The 20997-nt window shown below is 72.8% G+C and carries 21 protein-coding genes; 5 read left to right on the top strand and 16 right to left on the bottom strand.

The window, feature by feature from the left end:
* Positions 1-345 precede the first annotated feature (345 nt).
* Complete coding sequence (locus ABZW30_RS03775; RefSeq protein ID WP_270147090.1) at positions 346-840, top strand: DUF3145 domain-containing protein; 495 nt, start codon at positions 346-348, stop codon at positions 838-840.
* Positions 841-920: 80 nt separating this feature from the next.
* Here ABZW30_RS03775 and fabF read toward each other — a convergent pair whose 3' ends face one another.
* From fabF to ABZW30_RS03750, 5 genes are all read right to left on the bottom strand, one after another.
* Positions 921-2183, bottom strand: a complete 1263-nt coding sequence (gene fabF, locus ABZW30_RS03770) for a beta-ketoacyl-ACP synthase II (RefSeq protein WP_355669420.1) — start codon at positions 2181-2183, stop codon at positions 921-923.
* A 181-nt stretch (positions 2184-2364) separates the two neighbouring features.
* Positions 2365-2613 carry an acyl carrier protein gene (locus ABZW30_RS03765; protein ID WP_355669419.1) on the bottom strand — a complete coding sequence of 83 codons (249 nt, stop codon included), beginning with the start codon at positions 2611-2613 and terminating at the stop codon, positions 2365-2367.
* An 80-nt stretch (positions 2614-2693) separates the two neighbouring features.
* Positions 2694-3725, bottom strand: coding sequence for a beta-ketoacyl-ACP synthase III (locus ABZW30_RS03760; protein ID WP_355669418.1), 1032 nt, complete (start codon positions 3723-3725; stop codon positions 2694-2696).
* Positions 3722-4681: an ACP S-malonyltransferase gene (locus ABZW30_RS03755; protein ID WP_355669417.1), complete on the bottom strand. Its 960-nt coding sequence runs from the start codon at positions 4679-4681 to the stop codon at positions 3722-3724. Before ABZW30_RS03755 ends, ABZW30_RS03760 begins: the two co-directional genes overlap by 4 nt.
* Positions 4682-4771: 90 nt before the next feature.
* On the bottom strand, positions 4772-5968 hold the full coding sequence (locus tag ABZW30_RS03750) for a helix-turn-helix domain-containing protein (RefSeq protein ID WP_355669582.1): 1197 nt from the start codon (positions 5966-5968) through the stop codon (positions 4772-4774).
* A 211-nt stretch (positions 5969-6179) separates the two neighbouring features.
* On the opposite strand from ABZW30_RS03750, the gene ABZW30_RS03745 reads away from it, so the two are divergent.
* Positions 6180-6956, top strand: coding sequence for a pirin family protein (locus ABZW30_RS03745; protein ID WP_355669416.1), 777 nt, complete (start codon positions 6180-6182; stop codon positions 6954-6956).
* Here ABZW30_RS03745 and ABZW30_RS03740 read toward each other — a convergent pair.
* On the bottom strand, positions 6953-7786 hold the full coding sequence (locus tag ABZW30_RS03740; protein WP_355669415.1) for a serine hydrolase domain-containing protein: 834 nt from the start codon (positions 7784-7786) through the stop codon (positions 6953-6955). The genes ABZW30_RS03745 and ABZW30_RS03740 overlap by 4 nt on opposite strands.
* A 120-nt stretch (positions 7787-7906) precedes the next feature.
* Between ABZW30_RS03740 and ABZW30_RS03735 the strand changes: the two genes are divergently transcribed.
* Positions 7907-8410: a MerR family transcriptional regulator gene (locus tag ABZW30_RS03735; RefSeq protein WP_355669414.1), complete on the top strand. Its 504-nt coding sequence runs from the start codon at positions 7907-7909 to the stop codon at positions 8408-8410.
* Positions 8407-9420: an aldo/keto reductase gene (locus tag ABZW30_RS03730; protein ID WP_355669413.1), complete on the top strand. Its 1014-nt coding sequence runs from the start codon at positions 8407-8409 to the stop codon at positions 9418-9420. Before ABZW30_RS03735 ends, ABZW30_RS03730 begins: the two co-directional genes overlap by 4 nt.
* 75 nt (positions 9421-9495) lie before the next feature.
* Here the strand turns inward: ABZW30_RS03730 and ABZW30_RS03725 are convergent, their stop codons facing one another.
* The gene (locus ABZW30_RS03725) at positions 9496-10074 is read right to left on the bottom strand and encodes a TIGR03086 family metal-binding protein (RefSeq protein ID WP_355669412.1); all 579 of its coding nucleotides are present in this window, start codon (positions 10072-10074) and stop codon (positions 9496-9498) included.
* Positions 10075-10184: 110 nt separating this feature from the next.
* On the opposite strand from ABZW30_RS03725, the gene ABZW30_RS03720 reads away from it, so the two are divergent.
* Positions 10185-11213 carry a WYL domain-containing protein gene (locus ABZW30_RS03720; protein WP_355669411.1) on the top strand — a complete coding sequence of 343 codons (1029 nt, stop codon included), beginning with the start codon at positions 10185-10187 and terminating at the stop codon, positions 11211-11213.
* Here the strand turns inward: ABZW30_RS03720 and ABZW30_RS03715 are convergent.
* From ABZW30_RS03715 to ABZW30_RS03675, 9 genes are all read right to left on the bottom strand, one after another.
* A complete protein-coding gene (locus tag ABZW30_RS03715; protein ID WP_355669410.1) occupies positions 11177-12391 on the bottom strand; it encodes an alpha/beta hydrolase in 1215 nt (404 codons plus the stop codon). The two genes, ABZW30_RS03720 and ABZW30_RS03715, sit on opposite strands and share 37 nt — an antisense overlap.
* 130 nt (positions 12392-12521) lie before the next feature.
* Positions 12522-12923, bottom strand: a complete 402-nt coding sequence (locus ABZW30_RS03710; protein WP_355669409.1) for an MmcQ/YjbR family DNA-binding protein — start codon at positions 12921-12923, stop codon at positions 12522-12524.
* Between the two features lie 108 nt (positions 12924-13031).
* Positions 13032-13262: a hypothetical protein gene (locus ABZW30_RS03705; protein ID WP_355669408.1), complete on the bottom strand. Its 231-nt coding sequence runs from the start codon at positions 13260-13262 to the stop codon at positions 13032-13034.
* 75 nt (positions 13263-13337) lie between these two features.
* Positions 13338-15434: a Dyp-type peroxidase gene (locus tag ABZW30_RS03700; RefSeq protein ID WP_355669407.1), complete on the bottom strand. Its 2097-nt coding sequence runs from the start codon at positions 15432-15434 to the stop codon at positions 13338-13340.
* 33 nt (positions 15435-15467) lie between these two features.
* Positions 15468-17393 (bottom strand): galactose oxidase-like domain-containing protein, encoded by a 1926-nt coding sequence (locus ABZW30_RS03695; RefSeq protein WP_355669406.1) that lies wholly within the window; start codon positions 17391-17393, stop codon positions 15468-15470.
* 280 nt (positions 17394-17673) lie between these two features.
* A complete protein-coding gene (locus tag ABZW30_RS03690; protein ID WP_355669405.1) occupies positions 17674-18030 on the bottom strand; it encodes a hypothetical protein in 357 nt (118 codons plus the stop codon).
* A gap of 44 nt (positions 18031-18074) precedes the next feature.
* On the bottom strand, positions 18075-18764 hold the full coding sequence (locus tag ABZW30_RS03685) for a response regulator transcription factor (protein WP_355669404.1): 690 nt from the start codon (positions 18762-18764) through the stop codon (positions 18075-18077).
* Positions 18761-20092: a sensor histidine kinase gene (locus ABZW30_RS03680; protein WP_355669403.1), complete on the bottom strand. Its 1332-nt coding sequence runs from the start codon at positions 20090-20092 to the stop codon at positions 18761-18763. The genes ABZW30_RS03685 and ABZW30_RS03680 overlap by 4 nt, the downstream gene beginning before the upstream one ends.
* Positions 20093-20185: 93 nt before the next feature.
* A complete protein-coding gene (locus ABZW30_RS03675) occupies positions 20186-20866 on the bottom strand; it encodes a TetR family transcriptional regulator (protein ID WP_355669402.1) in 681 nt (226 codons plus the stop codon).
* Positions 20867-20997 lie beyond the last annotated feature (131 nt).

The following is a 20997-nucleotide window of genomic DNA, read 5'->3' as shown; positions in this document are numbered from 1 at the left end:
GAACGCCGAACCGCCCCGCCGGCCCCCCTATCGGGCGCGCGGGGCGGTTCGCGTGCACGGCGCAGGGGATCCGGCCGCACTACCGCATTCCGGTCGGATCTGAAAGTGCGTCATCCATCCTGCGGCGCCGCGCGGTACGGTGGTCCCGCCTGGCGATGGGGCCGTTCGGGGGAGAGATCCGGCCGAGGGGTAGACCTCGTTAAGGATTCGACTAGCATTGAGCGAAAGCCTGTCCGTTTTGCTCAATTTAGTAGCTTAATGTCGGCTAACGTGGGTAACTGCGGATCAACTGCAGGCACGAGGCAGCTGGGGAAGGCGACCCTCGTCCACAGCCTGGAGGTCCCGGTGACGACACGTGGAGTTCTCTACATCCACTCCGCGCCCCGCGCGCTGTGCCCGCACGTCGAGTGGGCCGTCGCGGGGGTGCTCGGTGTACGGGTGAGCCTGGACTGGATCCGCCAGCCGGCCGCACCCGGGCACTGGCGTGCCGAGCTCTCCTGGCAGGGGGAGCCCGGCACGGCCTCGAAGCTCGCCTCGGCGCTGCGCGGTTGGCAGCTCATGCGGTACGAGGTGACCAGCGAGCCCTGCGCCACGGCGGAGGGCGAGCGGTACAGCAGCACGCCCACGCTCGGCATCTTCCACGCCGTCACGGGCATCCACGGCGACATCCTGATCCCCGAGGACCGGCTGCGCGCGGTGCTGCTGCGGGCCCGCAGCGAGGGGGCCGACCTGGAGGCCGAGATCTCCCGGCTGCTCGGCAAGCCCTGGGACGACGAGTTGGAGCCCTTCCGGTACGCGGGCGAGGGCGCGCCGGTGCGCTGGCTGCACCAGGTGGTCTGAGCCCGCGGGGACGACGAAGGGGCCGGCGCTCACGGAGAGCGCCGGCCCCTTTCGTACGGACCCGTGGGTACGGGCCGGGGTCAGCGGGTGCGGAAGGCCAGCACCACGTTGTGGCCGCCGAAGCCGAACGAGTTGTTCAGCGCGGCGATCCGGCCCTCGGGCAGCGGGGTGGCCTCGCGGACGATCCTCGCGTCCACGTCGTCGTCCAGGTCGTCGACGTTGATGGTCGGCGGGGCGATCCGGTGGAACAGGGCCTGCACGGTGGCGACGGTCTCGATGCCGCCGGCGCCGCCCAGCAGGTGACCGGTCATCGACTTGGTGGCCGAGACGAGGATGTGGTCGAGGTCCTCGCCCAGCTCCTTGCGCAGTGCCTTCAGCTCGGCGGTGTCGCCCTGCGGGGTCGAGGTGGCGTGCGCGTTGACGTGCACGATCTCGGCCTTGTCCAGCTCGTTGCGCTCGAACAGGTCGGCCAGCGCGCGGGCCACGCCGGCGCCGGTCGGCTCGGGCTGGGCGATGTGGTGGGCGTCCGAGGACAGGCCCTGGCCCACGGCCTCGCAGTAGATCCGGGCGTTGCGCGCCTCGGCGTGCTCCAGCGACTCCAGCACGACCACGCCGGCGCCCTCGCCCAGCACGAAGCCGTCGCGGGCCTTGTCGTACGGACGCGAGGCGCGCTCGGGCTCGTCGTTGTTCTTGGACATCGCCATCATGTTGGCGAACGCGGCGATCGGCAGCGGGTGGATCGCCGCCTCGGTGCCGCCGGCCACCACGACGTCGGCGCGGCCGTTGCGGATCATCTCGATCGCGTAGCCGATCGCCTCGGCGCCGGAGGCGCAGGCGGAGACCGGGGTGTGCACGCCGGCGCGGGCGCCGACCTCCAGACCGACGTTCGCCGCGGGGGAGTTGGGCATCAGCATCGGGACGGTGTGCGGGGAGACCTTGCGGGCCCCCTTCTCGCGCAGCACGTCGTACTGGTCGAGCAGGGTGGTCACGCCGCCGATGCCGGAGGCGATGACGGCGCCCAGCCGCTCGGGGGCGAGCTTGGAGGACTCGTCGGTGGCCGGGGTCTCGAAGCCGGCGTCGGCCCAGGCCTCGCGGGCGGCGATCAGCGCGAACTGGGCGGAACGGTCCAGCTTGCGGGCCAGCGGGCGGGGCAGGATCTCGCCCGGCTCGACGGCGGTGCGCGCGGCGATCCGGACCGGCAGGTCCTGGGCCCACTCCTCGGTCAGGGCCGCCACTCCGGAGCGCCCGGCGACCAGGTTCTCCCAGGTGGTGGCGGCGTCGCCGCCCAGCGGCGTGAAGGCGCCGATACCCGTGACGACCACGGTACGGTTTTCAGCGGTCACTGGTTTCTCTTCTTTCACGTTCGTGCGGGGTCGGCGGCGAGCCGAAGAAGGGCCCGGCCGGGCGCCCGGTGGGGCGTCCCGGCCGGCGGGTCGGCCTGGCTCGGGGAGCCGGGCCGACGGGTCAGCCGTCCGAGGCGTTCCTGACGCCGGACGGACTGCGGGACTCGAACGAGTCGACCGCTCAGGCGGAGTGGGTGAGGATGTAGTCCACCGCGTCGCCGACGGTCTTCAGGTTCTTGACCTCGTCGTCCGGGATCTTGACGTCGAAGCGCTCCTCGGCGGCCACGACGACCTCGACCATGGACAGCGAGTCGACGTCCAGGTCGTCGGTGAAGGACTTGTCGAGCTCGACGTCCTCCGCCGGGATGCCCGCGATCTCGTTGACGATCTCGGCGAGACCTTCCAGGACCTCGGCCTTGTCCTTAGCCATACTGGCTGCTCCTCTTCGGTGTTGAGCGTGTCCGACCGGCGGCCGAACACAGGCTTGTTGATGGGTGGGGCGAAACGCGCCTAGGGGAGCGTAACGACTGCCGCGGCGTACACGAGACCCGCCCCGAACCCGATGATCAGCGCGAGGTCGCCGCTGTGGGCCTCGCCGCTCTCCAGCATGCGCTCCATCGCCAACGGGATGGAGGCCGCGGAGGTGTTACCGGTCTCCGCGATGTCGCGGGCGACCGGCACCGACTCCGGCAGCTTGAGTGCCTTGATCATGGCGTCGGTGATCCGCATGTTGGCCTGGTGCGGGATGAAGGCGCCGAGCTGGTCGGCGGTGATCCCGGCGGCGTCCAGCGCCTGCTGGGCCACCTTGGCCATCTCCCAGACCGCCCAGCGGAAGACCGGCTGGCCCTCCATCCGCAGGGCCGGCCACTTGGTCTCCGTGCCCGCGCCGTTGATCGCGTCGGGCTTGGCGAAGGCGGTGTCCCAGGCCTGGGTCTGCGAGATGACGTCCCGCTGCGAGCCGTCCGAACCCCAGATCAGCTTGCCGATCCCGGGAGTGTCGGAGGGGCCGACGATCGCGGCGCCGGCGCCGTCGCCGAAGATGAACGCGGTCGAGCGGTCCGACTTGTCGGTCAGGTCGCTCAGTCGCTCGACGCCGATCACCAGCACGTACTCGGCGTTGCCGCCGCGGATCATGCCGTCGGCCAGGCCCAGGCCGTAGCCGAAGCCGGCGCAGGCGGCCGAGATGTCGAAGGCCGGGGCGGTGCCGCAGCCGAGCCGCTCGGCGATCTCGGTGGCGATCGCCGGGGTCTGCTTCAGGTGCGAGACGGTCGCGACGATCACGCCGCCGATCTGCTCGGGGGCGATCCCGGCCTGCGCGATGGCCTTGCCGGCGGCCTGCACCGACATCTCGGCGACGGACTCCTCCGGGCCGGCCCAGCGGCGCTCGGCGATCCCGCTGCGGGTGCGGATCCACTCGTCCGAGGAGTCGATCCACTCCAGGACCTCGGAGTTCGGGATGACCCGGACCGGGCGGTAGCCGCCGACACCGTGGATGCGGGAGTACTGCGCACCGGTGGCGGGACGGATCTGCGGCTTGGTCATGCCTGGTCCTCCTGGTCCTGCCGGTCCTGACCGCCGTGCTCCGCGATGAGCTCGCGGGCCTTGTCCAGGTCGGCGGGGGTCTTCAGGGCGAGCGTGGCCACACCCTTGAGGTTGCGCTTGAGCAGCGCGGTGAGGGTGCCCGCGGGGGACAGCTCGATCACGGCGGTCGCGCCCAGCTGCCCGAGGGTCTCCATGCAGAGGTCCCAGCGGACCGGGTTGGAGACCTGCGACACCAGGCGCGCGAGCACCTCGGCGCCGGAGCCGACGACCTCGCCGTCCTTGTTGGAGACGTAGCGGACCTGCGGGTCGGTCACGGTCAGGGTCGGGGCCAGCTTGGCCAGCCGCTCCACGCCGGGGGCCATGTGCTCGGTGTGGAAGGCACCGGCCACCTTCAGCGCGATCAGCTTGGCGCCGGCCGGCGGGTCCGCCTTCAGCGCCTCCAGCTGGGCCAGCGTGCCGGCGGCGACGATCTGGCCGCCGCCGTTGTTGTTGGCCGCGGTGAGGCCGTGCTCCGCCAGCTTCGCCGCGACGACCTCCGGGTCGCCGCCGAGCACGGCGGTCATGCCGGTCTCGGTGACCGCGGCGGCCTCGGCCATGGCCCGGCCCCGCTCGCGGACGAAGGTCAGTGCGTCCTGGGCGCTGAGCACCCCGGCGCCGGCCGCGGCGGTGATCTCGCCGACGCTGTGGCCCGCGACGGCGCCGACCAGCTTGCGGGCGACGTCCTCGTCCGGGAACAACTCACGGGCGGTCACCAGACCGGCGGCGACCAGCAGCGGCTGGGCGACGGCGGTGTCCTTGATCTCCTCGGCGGACGCCTCGGTACCGGCGTGCACCAGGTCGAGCCCGGCGACCTCCGACCAGCCGCGCAGGCGGTCGGCGACACCGTCGAGCTCCAGCCAGGGGCTGAGGAAACCGGGGGACTGGGCACCCTGTCCAGGGGCGACGATTACGAGCACGGTTCAACCCTCTCTCGCCAGGCGCCCAGGGGCGGGTAGGCGACGGTAACGAAGAAAACCATCCGGGATTGTATGGTCCCTACACCCGACTCAGCTGGGCTCTCCGGCGTCGGCCAGCCGGCCGAGGGCCAGTGCGATCCGCAGAGTGAACGCCGAACGTACGTCGGAGGGGGCGTACCCCGTGACGTCGGTCACACGTCGCAGCCGGTAGCGCACCGTGTTGGGGTGGACGAAGAGCATCCTGGCCGCTCCCTCCAGGGAGGACGCCTGCTCCAGGTAGACACTCAGCGTCTCCAGCAGCGCGGAGCCGGCCTCGTCCAGCGGTGTGTAGATCTCCTCCACCAGCTGGTGCCGGGCGGCCTGGTCCCCGGCCAGCGCCCGCTCGGGCAGCAGGTCGTCGGCCAGCACCGGGCGGGGGGCGTCCGGCCAGGCGGCGCAGGCGCGCAGGCCGGCCGCGGCGGCGTGCGCCGAGCGGGTCGCCGAGAGCAGGTCCGGCACGGTCGGGCCGATCACCACCGGGCCCGGCGCGAACTGGCCGATCAGCGCCCGGGCGGCGTGCACCGGCTCCTTGTCGCCGCCGACCACGACCACCAGGCGCTTGCCCAGCACCCCGGTCAGCACGTTCAGCTTGGCGTACCGGGCGGCCCGGCGGATCGCCTCCACCACCAGCTCGCTGTCGCCGTCCGGGGCGCTGCCCATCACCACCCGGACCTGGCTGGGTTGCCCCCAGCCGAGCGCGGCGGCGCGGGACAGCACGCCCTCGTCGGCGTCGCCGGACAGCAGCGAGTTGACGACCAGCGCCTCCAGCCGGGCGTCCCAGGCGCCGCGCGCCTCGGCGGCCTGGGCGTACACCTGGGCGGTGGCGAAGGCGATCTCGCGGGCGTAGACCAGCACGGACTCGCGCATGTCCGCCTCGTCGCCGGGGGCGGCCACCTCCTCGATGGCCTCCTCCATCACCTCGATCGTGGTGCGGATCAGCTCGACGGTCTGGCGCAGGGTGATCGCCCGGGTCAGCTCGCGCGGGGCGGTGCCGAAGACGTCGGTGGAGATCGCCTGGGCGGCGTCGGGCTGGCGGTACCACTCGGTGAAGGCGGCGATACCGGCCTGGGCGACCAGGCCGATCCAGGAGCGGTGCTCCGGTGGCATCCGCCGGTACCAGCCGAGTTGGTCGTCCATCCGCGCGATCGCGGCGCTGGCCAGCTTGCCCGAGGACTTCTCCAGCCGCTTGAGCGTCGCCGCCCGGCGCTCGGCCTGCTCGGCGGCGTTTCTGCGTTCCTGGGCCGTCAGACGGGGCGCCGCCCGGCCGGGGCGGTCGCGGCCGGCCCGGGCGGCCGGGCTCTTACCGGTCGGTTCGGGTGCGACGGGACTGGGTTCGCTCTGGGAGTTCGTGGAGGCGGCTGGCACAAGGACAAGACTGCCTCACGCGAGTGACTGCTCGTGCACACCCCCCGGCGGAGCGGCGCGGTGGGAAGGGTCACACCCACTACGGTAGGGGAGTGTGACCGACGCTCCTGACCGCGCCCGTGCCGATCTGCGCCGCACCGCCGAGCGCTACCGCTCCGTCCCGGCCGAGGGCATCGAGACCCGCCACGCGTTCTCCTTCTCCGGCCACTACGACCCGAAGAACACCCACTTCGGTGCGCTGCTCGCGTGCAACGAGGAACTCCTCGCCCCCGGCGCGGGGTTCGAGGAGCACAAGCACCGGGACACCGAGATCCTCACCTGGGTACTGGAGGGCGCGCTGGCCCACCGGGACTCGCACGGCCACAGCGGGGTGGTGCGCCCGGGCATGGTCCAGCACCTCAGCGCGGGCTCCGGCGTCACCCACACCGAGCGCAACGTCGGCGGCGCCACCGGGCCGGTGCGCTTCGTCCAGATGTGGCTCCAGCCGGACGAGTTCGACGCCACCCCGGCGTACGGGCTGCGCAGGGTGGAACCGGCGGACGGCGGGTTGACGCTGCTGGCCTCCGGGCTGGAGCGCGACGCCGGCACCGACGCCCTGCGGCTGCGCCGCGGTGACGCCGCGCTCTGGCTGGCCGTCGCCGGTCCGTGGCAGCCGCTGCCGCGACTGCCCGAGGCGCCCTGGCGGTACGCCCACCTGACGGCCGGCTCACTGGGCTACCGGACGATCCCGGGGCCCAAGGGCGGCGGCCGTTCGATGGTCCCGGGCGACAGCGTGCGGATCACCGGCGAGGCCTTCGCCGACCCGACGGCAGGCGAGACCGGCGCCGAACTCCTGCTCTGGGAGATGCACTCGCCGGTCTCGTACGGCTAACCGTTCAGCTCGGAGAGCACCGCGTCGGAGAGGGCCGGCCAGAGCTCGACGGCCCACGGCCCGAAGTCCCGGTCGGTGAGCGCGATGCAGGCCACGCCGGCCTGCGGGTCGACCCAGAGGAAGGTGCCGGACTGGCCGAAGTGGCCGAAGGTCTCGGGGGAATTGGCGGTGCCGGTCCAGTGCGGGCTCTTGCCGTCGCGGATCTCGAAGCCGAGGCCCCAGTCGTTCGGGCGGCGGTGGCCGTAGCCGGGCAGCACCCCGCTGGTGCCGGGGAAGGCGACCTCGCGGGTGGCCCGCCGGACGGTGGAGGGGTCCAGCAGCTTGGGCGACTGCAGCTCAGCGGCGAAGCGGGTCAGGTCGGCCACCGTGGACAGGCCGCCGGCGCCGGCCGGGGACTTGTGCGCGGTGTTGAGCACGGTGTCGTGCATGCCCAGCGGCTCGAACACCGCCTCGGCGACGTAGCGGTGGAATTCGATCCCGGCGGCCTCGGACAGCGCGCGGGCCAGCGCGTCGAAGCCGGCGTTGGAGTAGAGCCGGCGGTTGCCGGGCTCGGCGAAGATCCGGTCCTCGTCGAAGCCGAGGCCGGAGGTGTGGGCGAGCAGGTGGCGCACGGTCGAGCCGGGCGGACCGGCCGGGTCGTCCAGCTCGAACACGCCCTCCTCGATCGCGACCAGCGCCGCGTACGCGGTGAGCAGCTTGGTCACCGAGGCCAGCGGGAAGAGGTACTGCTGCGGCCCGTGCGCGCCCAGCACCGCGCCGTCCGCACCCCGGACCACCGCCGCGGCGGCGTGGGGCACGGGCCAGTTCTCGATCATCCGCAAGCTCTCCATGCGGTTGACTCTAGTGCGAGCGAAAGCCGGGTGGTGGGGCCACCTGGCTGGGAGGCTTGCTTGGAGTGCACTCCAACTCGGTAGCGTCGTCGCCGTCGCACAGGACAGGGGGAACGACCAATGGCCACACCCGCGCGCGTCGAGGGCCGTCCGCGCAGCTGCTCCGAGGTGTTCAACCGCCCGGTCGGCGATCCGGACCGGACCCCGCGGCACACCATCGGCGAGGTCGCCGCGGCCAGCGGACTGACCGCCCACACCCTGCGCTGGTACGAGCGGATCGGTCTGCTCGACCCGGTCGACCGCGCGGTCGGCGGCCAGCGCCGCTACTGCGACGCCGATCTGCACCGGCTGGCCTTCCTGGGCCGGCTGCGGCTGACCGGGATGTCGGTGGCCGACATGCTCAAGTACGTCGACATGGCCCGCCGTGGTGGGGAGACCTACGAAGACCGGCGCCGGCTGCTGGAGGCACAGCGCGAAGAGGTCCGGCAGCGGATCGTCGACCTGCAGGCCACCCTCTCCGTCCTCGACTACAAGATCGATCTCTACGCCGGGAGGATCGCCGACAGCACCGGCGCTCCCGTCCAATGCCAGTACTACCGAGTAGAGGAAGAGCAGAGCGTATGACTCATTCCGTCCTCCCCACCGCCGAACTCGGCACCGCCGGCCCGCTGGTGGGCGTCCAGGGCCTCGGCTGCATGGGCATGAGCGAGTTCTACGGCCCGACCGACTCCGGCGAGGCACTCGCCACTCTGGACGCCGCCCTGGAGGCCGGTGTCACCCTGTTCGACACCGCCGACGCCTACGGCTACGGCCGCAACGAGGAGTTCATCGGCCCGTTCGTCCGGGCCAACCGGGACAAGGTGGTGCTCGCCACCAAGTTCGCCATCGAGCGCAAGGAGGACGACCCGGCCCACCGCGGCATCCGCAACGACCCGGCGTACATCCGGGCCGCCGTGGACGCCTCGCTGCGCCGCCTCGGCGTGGACGAGATCGACCTCTACTACATGCACCGCCGCGACCCGGCCGTGCCGCTGGCCGAGTCCGTCGGCGCGATGGCCGAGCTGGTCAAGGCCGGCAAGGTGCGCCACCTGGGCCTGTCCGAGGTGACGGGCGCCGAGCTGCGTGAGGCGCACGCGATCCACCCGATCGCCGCGCTGCAGTCCGAGTGGTCGGTGTTCGCCCGGGACGTCGAGCGCACGGTGGTGCCGGCCGCGGCCGAGCTGGGCGTCGCCTTCGTGCCGTACTCGCCGCTCGGGCGCGGCTTCCTGACCGGCGCGTTCCAGGCCGCCGAGCAGCTCGCGGCGGACGACGTGCGGCGCACCCAGCCGCGGTTCACCGGTGAGAACGCGGCGGCCAACGCCGGACTGCTGGCGCCGCTGCGGGAGATCGCGACGGCCCGCGGGGTGACGATGGCCCAGGTCGCGCTGGCCTGGGTGCAGCAGCGGACCGAGGTGCACGGGCTGACCGTGGTGCCGATCCCGGGAACCCGCAAGCGCAGCCGGCTGGCCGAGAACACCGCCGCGGCGACCCTGCGGCTCACCGCGGCGGAGCTGGCGCTGCTGGAGCCGGTGTCGGCGCAGGTGGCCGGCGGCCGCTACGCCGACATGAACTTCACCCAGGTCGGGCGGGAGTAGTACCCGAGCGGGCCCGGGGAGCCGTCACTCCCCGGGCCCTGCGCCTTCCGGGCTCCGCGGTTCAGGCCTTGCGGTTCAGGCCTTGCGGCCGGTGAAGGCCGCCAGCCGGGTGTGGATGTCGGCGTCCTCGGCGACCGGCTGCACCTCGCCGAACGGGACGCCCTCGACCCGGCCCTCGGCCGGGAGGACGGCCTCGGCGATGGCCAGCGCGGTGTGCGCCAGCCCGTCGTCCAGGACGAAGCCGTTGTCCAGGGTCTTCGCGATGTCCCAGGCGTGGGTCGTCGCCTCCATCACGTAGCCGCCGACCACCATGCCACCGGGCACCTCGCCCCAGGGGGCGAAGGTCGGGCGGCCCAGCTTGGCGTCGTCGGCCCAGGCGGCGGTGGCACGGGCGCCGGCCCGGGCGAGCGCGGCCGGCCAGCCCTCGTCGGACGGGTCCTCGATGCCGGGCAGGATGTCCTCGGCGCGGCCGCCCTCGCCCATGTACGCGAAGCGGTGGATGCCGCCGACCACGTGGTTCAGCAGCTGGCGCAGCGTGAACTCCTCGCAGGGGGTGGTCCGGTCGAGGTCGGCCGGGGTGATCGCGGCGAACAGCTTCTCCAGCTGGCCGAGGGCGAGCAGGTACTGCGGGCGGGCGTCCTGGACGGCGTTCACGGGTGGTCAGCTCCCTTGTGCGGTGCGGTTTTTCGAGCCTTTCGGGCTCGGAACGCAATCTCCCAGTAAAACCTGACAAGTGCCGTCAGGATTACTGGGATTCTTGTGTCATGAAGGCCGACCGCCTGCTCTCGATCCTCCTGCTGCTCCAGACCCGCGGCCGGGTGTCCGCCACCGAACTCGCCGAACGGCTGGAGGTGTCCGTCCGCACCATCTACCGCGACGTGGAGTCGCTCTCCGCGGCCGGGGTGCCGGTGTTCACCGAGCGCGGCCGGCACGGCGGCATCAATCTCCTGCCCGGCTACCGCACCGATGTCACCGGGCTGACCGCGGACGAGGCCCGGGCGCTGTTCGTGCTCTCCGCCCAGGGCGCGCACAGCGACCTCGGGCTGGACGGCGCGCTCGGCTCGGCGCTGCGCAAGGTGATGGCGGCGCTGCCCGCCCCGCACCGCCCGGCCGCCGAGCGGGTCAGCGAGCGCATCCTGGTCGACCCGGCCCGCTGGATGCAGGGTGCCCAGCCCGCCGTCGGGAGCGGTCCGGACCTGGGGGAACTGCAGTACGCGGTGTTCGCCGACCGACGGCTGCGGCTGCGCTACCGGCACGGCGGCACGCCCGCGCCGGTGGAGTACACCGTCGACCCGTACGGCCTGGTGAGCAAGGCCTCGGTCTGGTACCTGGTGGCCGACCTGCACGGCGAGCCGCGGCTGTTCCGGGCCGACCGGGTGCTGGCTGCCGAGACCACCGAGGAGGCGGTGCGCCGCCGTCCGGGGCTGGGGCTCGGCGAGGTGTGGGCGGCGCTGCGCGAGCAGGTGGAGCGGATACCGAAGGAGGTGCCGGTGCGGGTGCGGGTCCGGCGCGGGCGGCTGGACATGTTCCTGCGCATCCACGGCGGCCGGGTCGCCGAGCTGCCGCCGGAGGCGGGAGCCGGGCCGGCCGAGGAGTGGGTCGAGGTGGCGATGGCCTTCCCGGCCCCGGCGGCCGTCCTCTCGCTGCTGGCCTTCGGGGCGGAGATCGAGGTGCTGTCCCCGCCGGCCGCCCGGCGCGAGCTGGCCCGGGCGGCGGCGGAGGCCCTACGGCTCTACCAGGACCAGCCCTGCCGGGATCAGGAGTCGGGCGTGGTCCGGACGACGTCCCGGTAGTCGCCGAGCGAGATCGCCGCGAAGTTGTGCAGGCTGTCGGTGCCGTCGGTGAAGTAGCCGTTGTGGCCGGCCGCCCGGGCCGAGGAGATCTGCTCCGCGCCGAAGCCGCCCCCGGTCGGGTCGGCGCCGTGGCCGAGCTTGCCGACCTCCAGGAACGGGACGTTGCCGATCCAGTCGCTGGGGTTGCGGGTGGCCCAGACGTGCACGCCGGCGCCCAGTTCGGAGGTGCTCTGCACGCCCATGCCGGGGCTGCCGAACACCATCATGTCGGTGATGCCCGAGGTGTCGGACGGCGAGGCGGCCGCGCGGTGGATCTTCGGGGCGGCGGTGCCGCAGACCACCGAGCCGTACGAGTGGCAGAGCAGCGCCGGGGGAGCGTCCGGCCGGGTGGTCTCCTTGAGGCCGGCCAGCAGCCGCTCCAGCCGGGGCGCGCCGACGTCGGCGAGCCGGGAGGTGGCGGCGTCCGGGCCGAGGCCGGAGGGGGTGACGTAACCGGTCCAGGCGATCACGGCGGTGCGGGTGCCCGGGGCCTGGCGCTGCTCCTCGGCGTGGAGGGCGCGGGCCATGCCGGCCGGGGAGCGCAGCGGCTCGGCGGTCTGGTCGAAGTGGCCGAGGTCGGCGTCCGAGCCGGGGACGACCACGGAGATCCGCTCGGCGTCGGCGAGGTCGCCCCACACCTCGGTGACCAGGCCGCGGCCGCGCGGGTCGAAGGCCAGGACCTGCCGGCCGGGGGTCAGCAGGTGATCGACGTCGTTGGCGCGGGAGACGGCCAGGGCGCGGGTGTCGGAGTCCAGCTTCCTGTCGTCGGCGCGGGCCCGGGCGGCGTCGCGCTCGTTCGCCAGCGCGATCCGGTTGGCGCGGTAGCGCAGGTCCAGCGGGGCGCCGTCGTAGTTGCCGACGACCAGCGGGTAGTCCTTGATCAGCCGGTCCAGCTCGGTGGGGGCGAGCGAGGCGAAGAAGGCGGCGGCGTCGGCCGGGCTGGTGACGGCCGGGTCGGGCAGGAGGCGGCCGAAGGTGTGGTCCTGCACCCAGGCGGAGCTGCCGGCCGGGGGCGTGGAGATCGCCAGCTGCTCGGAGGAGACCGCGGCCGCGGCCGCCGAGGCACCGGCGTCGGCGAGCACGGCGAGACCCGCGAACGCCCCGATCAGTACCCGCTTCCAGCGTCGACGGTTGCGCACCGCACCAACTCCCTTGGGCCCGTCACCGTTTCGCGGGCGGTGCCCGGAGGGTGCGATTGGACTGCTGACTTCCCTGAGCAAGCCTAGAGGTCACAGGAGGGTGACGGACATGCCTAAACTGTGGGATGGATCACATGAACCGGGGGTGTCCTCCCGACGGCCATATGCGGCCGTTCCGGCGGTGCTGACCGGAGTGCCGGGCGTCGAATTCGCGCACCAGCCGCTTGGGCGCGGTGCGCCGCCAGGCCTCGGTGACCAGGTCGTGCAGCTCCTCCGGATCGACCAGGTCCAGCCGGACGCGCACCCAGCCGTGCCGGCCGACGTACGGGGCGAAGGAGAACACCTCGGGCTCGGCGGCGAGCAGTTCGGCCTGGTCCTCGGGGGAGGCCTTGACGGTGACGGTCTCCCCTCCGGAGGCGCCCATCGCGAAGATCTTGTGCCGGACCCGCAGGGTCTCGATGTCCCAGGTCGGTTCCTGGGCGGACTCCGGCAGGGCCAGGGCCATCGCGCGGAACTCGTCGAACGTCACCATGGCGGCAGGTTAGAGCAGGTCGCCGACAGTGCGCCCCCGGTGCGCGCGGTGGCACACCGGGGGCGCGTGGCCACGCCGTCGAGGTCAGCCCCGGGCAGGATGCCCGGATCAGGACAGCGAGGCCCAGTTGTCGCAGGTGCGGTCGCCGTCGACCAGGCGGTCCGGGTGGCCGCTGCCGTCGGCGATCGAGATCCGCCGGTAGCTCTGGCCGCAGAACACCCAGTACTCGCTGATCCCGCCGACCCGCTGGCAGTCCGGGACGGGCAGGAGGCAGTCCACCCGGCTCAGGCCGTTCAGCGAGGTCCACTGGGAGAGCTCGCGGTCGGTGCGCTCGCGCACGTCGGTGTGCCCGGAACCGTCCGCGATCGAGATCAGCCGGTACTGCTGGCGGCCGCCGGTGGTGTGGAAGCACCACTACCAGCTCTTGCCGCCGACCCGCTGCTGGTCCGGCACCGGCAGCCAGCAGTCGACCTGGCCGACGCCGCTGAGTGAGCCCCAGTTGGTGAGGTCACGGTCCGAGCGCTCCAGCGTGGTGGTGTACCGGCCGCCGCCGCAGGTGATCGAGACCAGCCGGTACTGCTGGCGGCCGCCGGTGCTGTGGAACACCCAGTACCAGCTCTTGCCGCCCGGGTCCTGCTGGTCCGGGACAGGCAGGACGCAGTCCACCCGGCCGACGCCCTGCAGACAGGTCCAGGTGTTCAGCCAGGTGTCGTCCTCGACCTTGCGGTCGGTGTGGGCGGAGCCGTCGGCCACCGAGATCAGTCGGCAGCGGTCGCCGTGGAAGGCCCAGTACTGGCTCTGGCCGCCCCGGCGGTACTGGTCCGGGACGGTGACGAACTCGTCGCAGGGGTAGGCCTTCACCGGCTGGGGCTTGGGCTGGCCGCCGCCCTGCGGGGTCGTGGTCTGCCCGCCGGTCTGGCCACCGGTCTGCGTGGTGGTCTGCCCGACCGGGGTGAGCCGGCCGTCGCAGAGCCCGCGCAGGATGCTGAGCGAGGGCATGAAGGCGTACACCGAGCCGGTGGTCTGGACGAACTGCGCGAAGCTCAGCGGGGTGTGCTCGATCAGGCCGCCCGCGTCCCGGCTCTCGAAGTCGACCGGGGTGACCTCGCCGGTGTCCGGGTTCGCGCAGTTCTGGGTGACGGGGTCCCGGCCGGGCACCAGCCTGGGCTTGGCGTGCCCGGGCGGGATGGCTCCCCCACTGTCCCGGTTCGGCGGGAAGTTCGGCTGGTCCATCCAGTCGACCTGGATGAATTCGAACTGCCGCTGGATGTCCGCCTGGTAGCAGATGAACAGCAGGCCGCGCGGGTCGTCCGGTCCGCCCGGGCCCTCGGAGGCCGGGTCGAACGGGGCTCCGTACGGGGTGCCGCGGCGCATGATGCGCCGGCCGTTGAGGACCTCGGCGTCGAACGGGGGCTTGTCCGGCGCTTCCTGCAGACCGGCGCGCGGTTCGGTCTTGCGCAGGTGTGACCAGAGCGGGGTGACCAGGCCCTCCGGGTCGTCCCGGAAGTTGAAGTCGTTGTCCTTGGCGGCGTCCGGGTTGTTCGGCACGTCCCGGTCCGGGTGCTTGCAGACCGGGGCGCCGGAACGCCAGCGGCCGACCATCCGGGCGGCCAGCCACTCGGTGGTGGCGTGGTCCGGGACGGCCTTGGCTCTCCTGAGCTCCTGGAGCTTGACCGCGACCTGCGACCACCAGCCGGGGACGTCCTGGGCAAGCCGGCGGATCACCTGGAAGGAGCCGTTGCGGGCCCACTCGGGGTACTGGCTCGGGGGGCCGCTGAACCGGTCGTTCTCCAGGCCGCAGACGAACTCGCCGGCGGGGATCAGCCGGGTGCCCGGGTGACCGTCCACCTCGTCCGGCTTGCTCGGGTCGGGTTTGTCGAAGCCCCGGATGCCGGGCTCGCTGATGCCGTCCTTGAAGCCGAAGTGCTCCTTGCCGCGCCGGCTGCCCAGCAGGGTCTGGGCGTTCTGCTGGTAGACGATCAGCACCCGGCACTCGGCCGCGGCGATTCGCTGCGCCTCGATCGCCGACTGGAGGTCCCGCTCGGTGTCCGCCGAGATCTTCAGCACGGCGTGGATCGGCTGGTTCTTCCCGTTGCCGAACAGCCAGTTGTCCGGGGAGTTGTCGCCGGTGTCGCCGAGCGCGCCGGCCCGCTGGGCGGAGCCCTCCTTGAAGGCCTCCAGGCCGCCGCCGACCGGCGGGGCGGTCGGGAACGGATCGGTGGAGGCCAGCATCCGCAGACCCTCGTAGGTGAAGCTGACACCCAGCCAGGTGGCGGTCAGCGATTTGGGGTCGTCGCCCCCGGAGGCCTGCCTGGCCTCGCTGAACCGCTCGTTGAACGCGGCGACCTCGCGGGTGGTGGAGACCTGCGGGGTCAGCCTGCGCAGCCAGTCGCGGGCCCGGGCGACGTCCTCGAACTTGAGGAACAGGACGCTGACGTTGTCCTTCTTGAAGCCGGCGAGGATGTCGCCCTGGATCTCCTCGCTGTCGCGCAGGCTCAGATCCGTGGTCATGGGTGGGGTGTCCTTTCTGGGCGGGGCGGGGGATCAGACCGAGGGGGTGAGCTGGACCCACTGCGCGACGCTGGGCACGCCCTTGTCGCTGAGCAGGAAGAGCATGTACCAGCCGGGCGGCGCGGCCTTGGCGTCCGGCGGGGCCTGGATCTCCAGCCGGTTGCCGGCCCGGCTGGTGAGCCGCAGGTCGATGTGGCGCTGGCTGGTGTTGACCGAGTGGGTGGAGGTGGTCGGCGCCAGCAGGACCGCCTTGGCGGCCAGGCCCGGGGTGGTGCTGGTGACGGTGAACTTCCTGTCGTAACCGACCGGCGCGGTGGGCGCGTTGGCCAGCGCGGGCCGGTCGCCCTGGTGCAGGTAGGCCGGCTCGTAGATCTCGATGGTGCCGTTCATGTTCACCGGGCCGGAGGTGCCCGGGATGCCGCTCACGGTGCCGTTGATGTCCGTGTTGTTGGCCATCTGCTGGAGCTCGTCACCGGTCACCATGATCCGGCCGTCCGGCAGCACCACGGCGTTGGAGTGGTAGCCGCGCGGCAGCCGCTGGACCGGGCCGAGCTGCCAGTCGCCCTGGTCGTCGCGCAGCTCGATCTGCCGGTACTTGAGGTCGGCGTTCGGGTTGTACGGGCCGTTGCCGTAGTCGCGGATGTCGTAGGCGCCGTTGACCGTCATCAGCCGGCCGGTGGGCAGCAGGACGGTGTCGTCCTGGGTGCGGCCGAAGGCGCGCGACTTCTCGGCGGTCCAACTGCCGTTGGAGAACCGCAGGGTGCTCGGGTTGTCCCGGTCGCCGCCGAGGACCAGCGCGGAGTCCGGGCCGTTGGCGCCCGCGGGCAGCATCACGGCGGAGCCGTAGTTGCGCTTGCGGCCGTCCGGGCGGGCGGTCAGGTCGGTGCGGGTCTCGGCGACGGGGTCGAACTTCCACTGCTCGGCGGCCTGGCGGCCGAAGCCGTAGATGTTGCCGTCGTTGAGCGAGAACAGGTGCGGGTAGTCGGTGGTGAACGGGGCGTTCACCTTGAACCGCTCGACCGGGGTGTCCTTGGGGGTGTCGGTCTTCTTCACCGGGACCCCGAAGGCCTTGGCGGGGAATCGCTCGACGACCGGGGTGGGGGTGCCGTAGCCCAGCTCGGACTGGCCGGACATGATCAGCTGTCGGCCGTCGGCGCCGGTCACCACCGAGGGGTACCAGCGGCCCACCGACATGTCGGGGTTGCGGGTCCAGGTCTCGGTCCACGGGTCGAAGATCAGCGAGAGCTTGGCGCCGGTGCCGCCGTTGCCGCCCAGGTTGCCGCCGAAGACACCGAGCATGCCGTTGGGCAGGAACGAGTGGCCGGAGCAGAAGAACGGCACCGGGCGCGGCTCGCCCAGGCCGTCCGGCATGTCCGAGACCGGCGGGTTGACCTGCTTGAAGGCGTCCCTCTCGGTGCCCTTGGAGGGGTCCCAGAGGAAGGCCCGGCCGGCGTTCTCCTTGCCGGTGGTCTGGGTGGGGGCGGGCTCCTTCTCCGGGTTGGTCTCGATCCGCTCGAAGGAGAACAGCAGCACCTTGCCGGTCGGCAGCAGGGCGACGTGGTCGCCGAAGTCGGGGGAGGGGAAGTACTCCTTGAACGCCCCCCAGGTCTCCGGGGCGAAGGCCTTGTTGTGGTCGGCCTGGGATGCCGTCAGGGCGTTGTACCGGTTGGTCCGGGTGGTCTGCGGGTAGTCGCCGATGCCGCGGACGGCCGCGCGCATCCGGGCGTGCTCCTCGGCGTGCTCCTGGCCGAGGGCGGCGACCTCGTCCTGCCGCAGCTCCTCGGCCGCCCGGCGGGAGTCGACGTGCGGGGTGAGGTCGTCCCCGCCGTGGGCGACGGCCGGTGCGACGGCACTCAGCAGGGTGCCGGCGGTGACCGCGAGGACCACGGCGGTGGCCGACAGCCGGCGGCCGGCCCGGGACGGGGGCTGCGGACGCGGTGGGGACGGGGACGGGGACATGGGTCTCCTCAAGGAAGGGGTGTTCAGGGGGTGTTCGGGTGAGGGGTGTTCGGGGGAGGGGCGGCGAATGCGGACGGACGGCCGTGGGCGGGCGCGGTCCGGCGATGGTCGCCGACCGTCACAGAACATCACAGCGTGTGGTGGTTCGCATGCGCATGCATCCCTTGGGGCGGTCCCGTTCCGGAGGTGCGCTTGAACGGCCGAAGGGGCGCGGACCGACCGGTCCGCGCCCCTTCCGTGCCCTGCCCCTCCGGCGCGGGTCACATCCCGCACGGCGCGCTCACACCACGCCCAGCGCGTACGCGGCGAAGAGCGCCGCCGCGGTTCCGGCCGCCACCTTGCCCGGCCGGGAGAAGGCCGTCCAGGGGCCGTCGAAGTGCCGGGTGAACCATCCGATCGCCACCAGGGCGGCTCCGAACGGCGGAAGCAGCGCCAGCCGGGCGACCACCCAGCCGTGCGAGTCCGGCGCGGTGGTCGGTCCCGGGACGGCGCCCAGGCCGGCCGCGCCGGTGAGGACCAGGGGGTCGGCGCGGTAGCGGAGTCGGACCGGGGCGCCGTCCAGGTTGCCGACTTCGTCTGTCGACGGGGCGGAAGGTAGGAATGCGGCGGCCCCGCGGGCGTCACACCGCGGGGCCAAGTGCCGGGTGCTGCCCGGGTATCAGGCGAGTGGGCGAGTCGCCGCTACTGACCAGGGGTCACCAGGCCGGACTCGTAGGCCAGCACCACGGCCTGGGCGCGGTCGCGCAGGTCGAGCTTGGCGAGGATGCGTCCGATGTGGGTCTTGACGGTCTGTTCCGCGAGCACCAGCTGCCCGGCGATCTCCTGGTTGGACAGGCCGCGGGCGATCAGCTCCAGCACCTCGGTCTCGCGCGGGGTCAGGCCGCCCAGTCGCAGCTTGGGGTCGCGACGCCTGGCCGGGCGGCTGCGGGCGAAGTCCTCGATCAGCCGGCGGGTCACCGAGGGGGCGAGCAGCGCCTCGCCGGCCGCGACCACCCGGACCGCGGCGATCAGGTCGGCCGGCGGGGCGTCCTTGAGCAGGAAGCCGCTGGCCCCGGCGCGCAGCGCCTCGTACACGTAGTCGTCCACGTCGAAGGTGGTCAGCATCAGCACCTTGGGCCGGTGGGCGGCGCCGCCTCCCCGACTGCCGGTGGCCGGGTCGAGCAGCCGCCGGGCCGCCTCCAGGCCGTCCATGACGGGCATCCGGACGTCCATCAGCACCAGGTCCGGGTGGGTGCGTCCGGTGACCTCCAGCGCCTGGGCGCCGTCCGCCGCGTCCCCCACCACGTCGATGTCGCTCTGGGCGTTGAGCAGGGCGGCGAAGCCGGCCCGCACCATGGCCTGGTCGTCGACGATGATCACGCGGATGGTCATGCGGGTGTCTCCCGAGGGGTGTCTGGGTCGTCGGTGCCGTCGATGCCGTCGAGCGGCAGGACGGCGGCCACCTTGAAGCCGCCGTCCGGCAGCGGGCCGGTGTCCAGCCTGCCATCGACCAGCCGGACGCGTTCCCGCATTCCGACCAGCCCCTGTCCGGTGCCCTCGACCGAGGCCTCCAGTGACTCGGTGCGTTGCGGCGGCGGCGCGTTGACCACGGTCAGCCGCAGTTCCGGGCCGTCCGCCGAGACCGACACCCAGGTGCGCGCGCCGGGGGCGTGCCGGACCACGTTGGCCAGCGCCTCCTGCACGATCCGGTAGACGGACAGGCCGACGGCCGGCGGCACCCGCTCGGCCAGTCCCTCGTCCACGGTCAGCTCGGCGGGCACCCCGGCCCGCCCCACCGTCTCGACCAGCTGGGCGAGTTGGCCCACCCCGGGCTGCGGGGTCCGCTCCGCGGCGGACTCCTCGCTGCGCAGCACGCCGAGCAGCCGCCGCATCTCGGCCAGCGACCCCCGGGCGGCGTCGGCGATGGTGCTGAACTCCTCGGCGGCGTCGGCCGGTACGCCCTCGATCCGGTACGGCGCGCTGGCGGCCTGGACGGCGATCACCGACATGTGGTGGGCCACCACGTCGTGCAACTCCCGGGCGATCCGGGCGCGTTCCTCCAGCAGGGTGCGCCGCTCGCGTTCGACCTCGCTGATGTGCTCCTGTTCGGAGAGCAGCCGGCGGGCCACCGCGCGGTCCCGGACGGCCCAGCCGAGCAGCAGCGCGGCGCCGCTGAGCGCGATCAGCAGGATGGTGGTGCCGTCGCCGGACCGGGGCAGGCCGAGGGTGGTGGTGAGCGCGGTGAGCAGGACGGTGGCGATCCAGACCGAGACCACGGCGGCCCGGCTCTCCCGCAACGCCAGGGCGAGCAGCAGGAAGACGTACGCGAGGATCATCGGCGCCGTCCACGGCCAGGTGCCGGTCACCTGGTGGTGGCGGGCGGTGACGGCACCGGTGGTGACCAGGGTGGCGGCGCTGATCCACCAGGCGGCCAGCGGCCGGGTGATGGCGAGGAGCAGCGGCGTGGTCTGGGCGACGGTGAGCGCGGCGGCCACCGGCGGCACCACGCCGTAGAAGTTCACCAGGGCGGCGATCCCGCTGGGGATCAGCCCGGTCTGCAGCAGCGTGGCGATGACGTACGGGATCCGGCGGACCCAGGGCCGGCGCGACTCCCCGAGCAGCGGGGTGTGGTCGCGGCTCGGGGTGGTCAGGTGGTGCCGCAGGGCGCGGAGTTGACGGCGGGCGTAGCCGTGGGCGTCGGCTTTGGTGAGCGTCTTCATCGCGGGCCAGCCTAGGAGGGCGGGCCCACGCCGGTCGTCGGACTGGAGCGCGAACTTCCGGGGGCTGCCCGGGTACGGGGTGATACCCGGGTACTACGAGCGCCAGTGGCCGGCCAGGGCCGGGCCGAGCTGGTCGAAGTGGCGCTCGATCACCGTGACCATGCCCTCGGGCCCGGCCGGCTCCTGTTCGGCGGTCCAGGACAGGTGGGCGGAGCGCAGCAGGCTGCCGAAGACGGCGGCCAGCACGACCGGGCGCAGGTCCTCGGCCGGGTCCAGCCCCTCGCGCTCGGCGAGCACCTGGACCACCAGCCGCTCCTGCTCGGTGACCCGGCGCAGATGGGCGGCCAGCAGCGCGGGCGTCTCCTCGATGATCCGCAGCAGTTCCAGGGCGCTGCTGATCGAGCCGGGGCCGGAGGTCCGCGCGTTCCCGAGGTCGCGCCAGGCCTTGACGATCGAGGCGCGCAGGGCCTGGAGCGGGGTCTCCTCGGCGGGGCGGCGGCGCAGGCACTCGATGAAGTAGTCCTCGGCGTCGGCCATCACGGCGAGCGCGACCTCGTCCTTGTTGGCGAAGTAGCGGAAGAAGGTGCGCTGGGAGACGTCCACGGCGGAGGCGATCTCGTCGACGGTGGTGCGGGCGAAGCCCTGGCTGAGGAAGAGCAGGTGGGCGGCCTGGACCAGGGCGTCCCGGGTCTGCTGCTTCTTGCGCTCCCGCAGTCCGGGCGCCCGGCCGAGGTCCTCCGGGGTGCCGACGGGGCGGGGGGTGTGAGCGGCCATGGCGGGGCCTTCCGGGCGCTGGTGTGGCGGGTGGGAGGACAACCTTAGCTTCCTGACAAATGTCAGTGCAGGTCAGAAGTCATCGTTTGCCGAATGTCAGAGGCTGACATAATCTCCCGGGAGTGGCGCTC

This window comes from Kitasatospora sp. NPDC004669 (assembly GCF_040609455.1).
Lineage (GTDB): Bacteria > Actinomycetota > Actinomycetes > Streptomycetales > Streptomycetaceae > Kitasatospora.
This window is presented reverse-complemented; position numbering and strand designations above follow the sequence as displayed.

Coding starts and splice junctions, on each gene's coding strand:
- ABZW30_RS03765 (WP_355669419.1), bottom strand. CDS start 2,613: ATGGCTAAGGACAAGGCCGAGGTCCTGGAAGGTCTCGCCGAGATCGTC.
- ABZW30_RS03760 (WP_355669418.1), bottom strand. CDS start 3,725: ATGACCAAGCCGCAGATCCGTCCCGCCACCGGTGCGCAGTACTCCCGC.
- ABZW30_RS03740 (WP_355669415.1), bottom strand. CDS start 7,786: ATGGAGAGCTTGCGGATGATCGAGAACTGGCCCGTGCCCCACGCCGCC.
- ABZW30_RS03735 (WP_355669414.1), top strand. CDS start 7,907: ATGGCCACACCCGCGCGCGTCGAGGGCCGTCCGCGCAGCTGCTCCGAG.
- ABZW30_RS03730 (WP_355669413.1), top strand. CDS start 8,407: ATGACTCATTCCGTCCTCCCCACCGCCGAACTCGGCACCGCCGGCCCG.
- ABZW30_RS03720 (WP_355669411.1), top strand. CDS start 10,185: ATGAAGGCCGACCGCCTGCTCTCGATCCTCCTGCTGCTCCAGACCCGC.
- ABZW30_RS03710 (WP_355669409.1), bottom strand. CDS start 12,923: ATGGTGACGTTCGACGAGTTCCGCGCGATGGCCCTGGCCCTGCCGGAG.
- ABZW30_RS03700 (WP_355669407.1), bottom strand. CDS start 15,434: ATGACCACGGATCTGAGCCTGCGCGACAGCGAGGAGATCCAGGGCGAC.
- ABZW30_RS03695 (WP_355669406.1), bottom strand. CDS start 17,393: ATGTCCCCGTCCCCGTCCCCACCGCGTCCGCAGCCCCCGTCCCGGGCC.
- ABZW30_RS03685 (WP_355669404.1), bottom strand. CDS start 18,764: ATGACCATCCGCGTGATCATCGTCGACGACCAGGCCATGGTGCGGGCC.
- ABZW30_RS03680 (WP_355669403.1), bottom strand. CDS start 20,092: ATGAAGACGCTCACCAAAGCCGACGCCCACGGCTACGCCCGCCGTCAA.
- ABZW30_RS03675 (WP_355669402.1), bottom strand. CDS start 20,866: ATGGCCGCTCACACCCCCCGCCCCGTCGGCACCCCGGAGGACCTCGGC.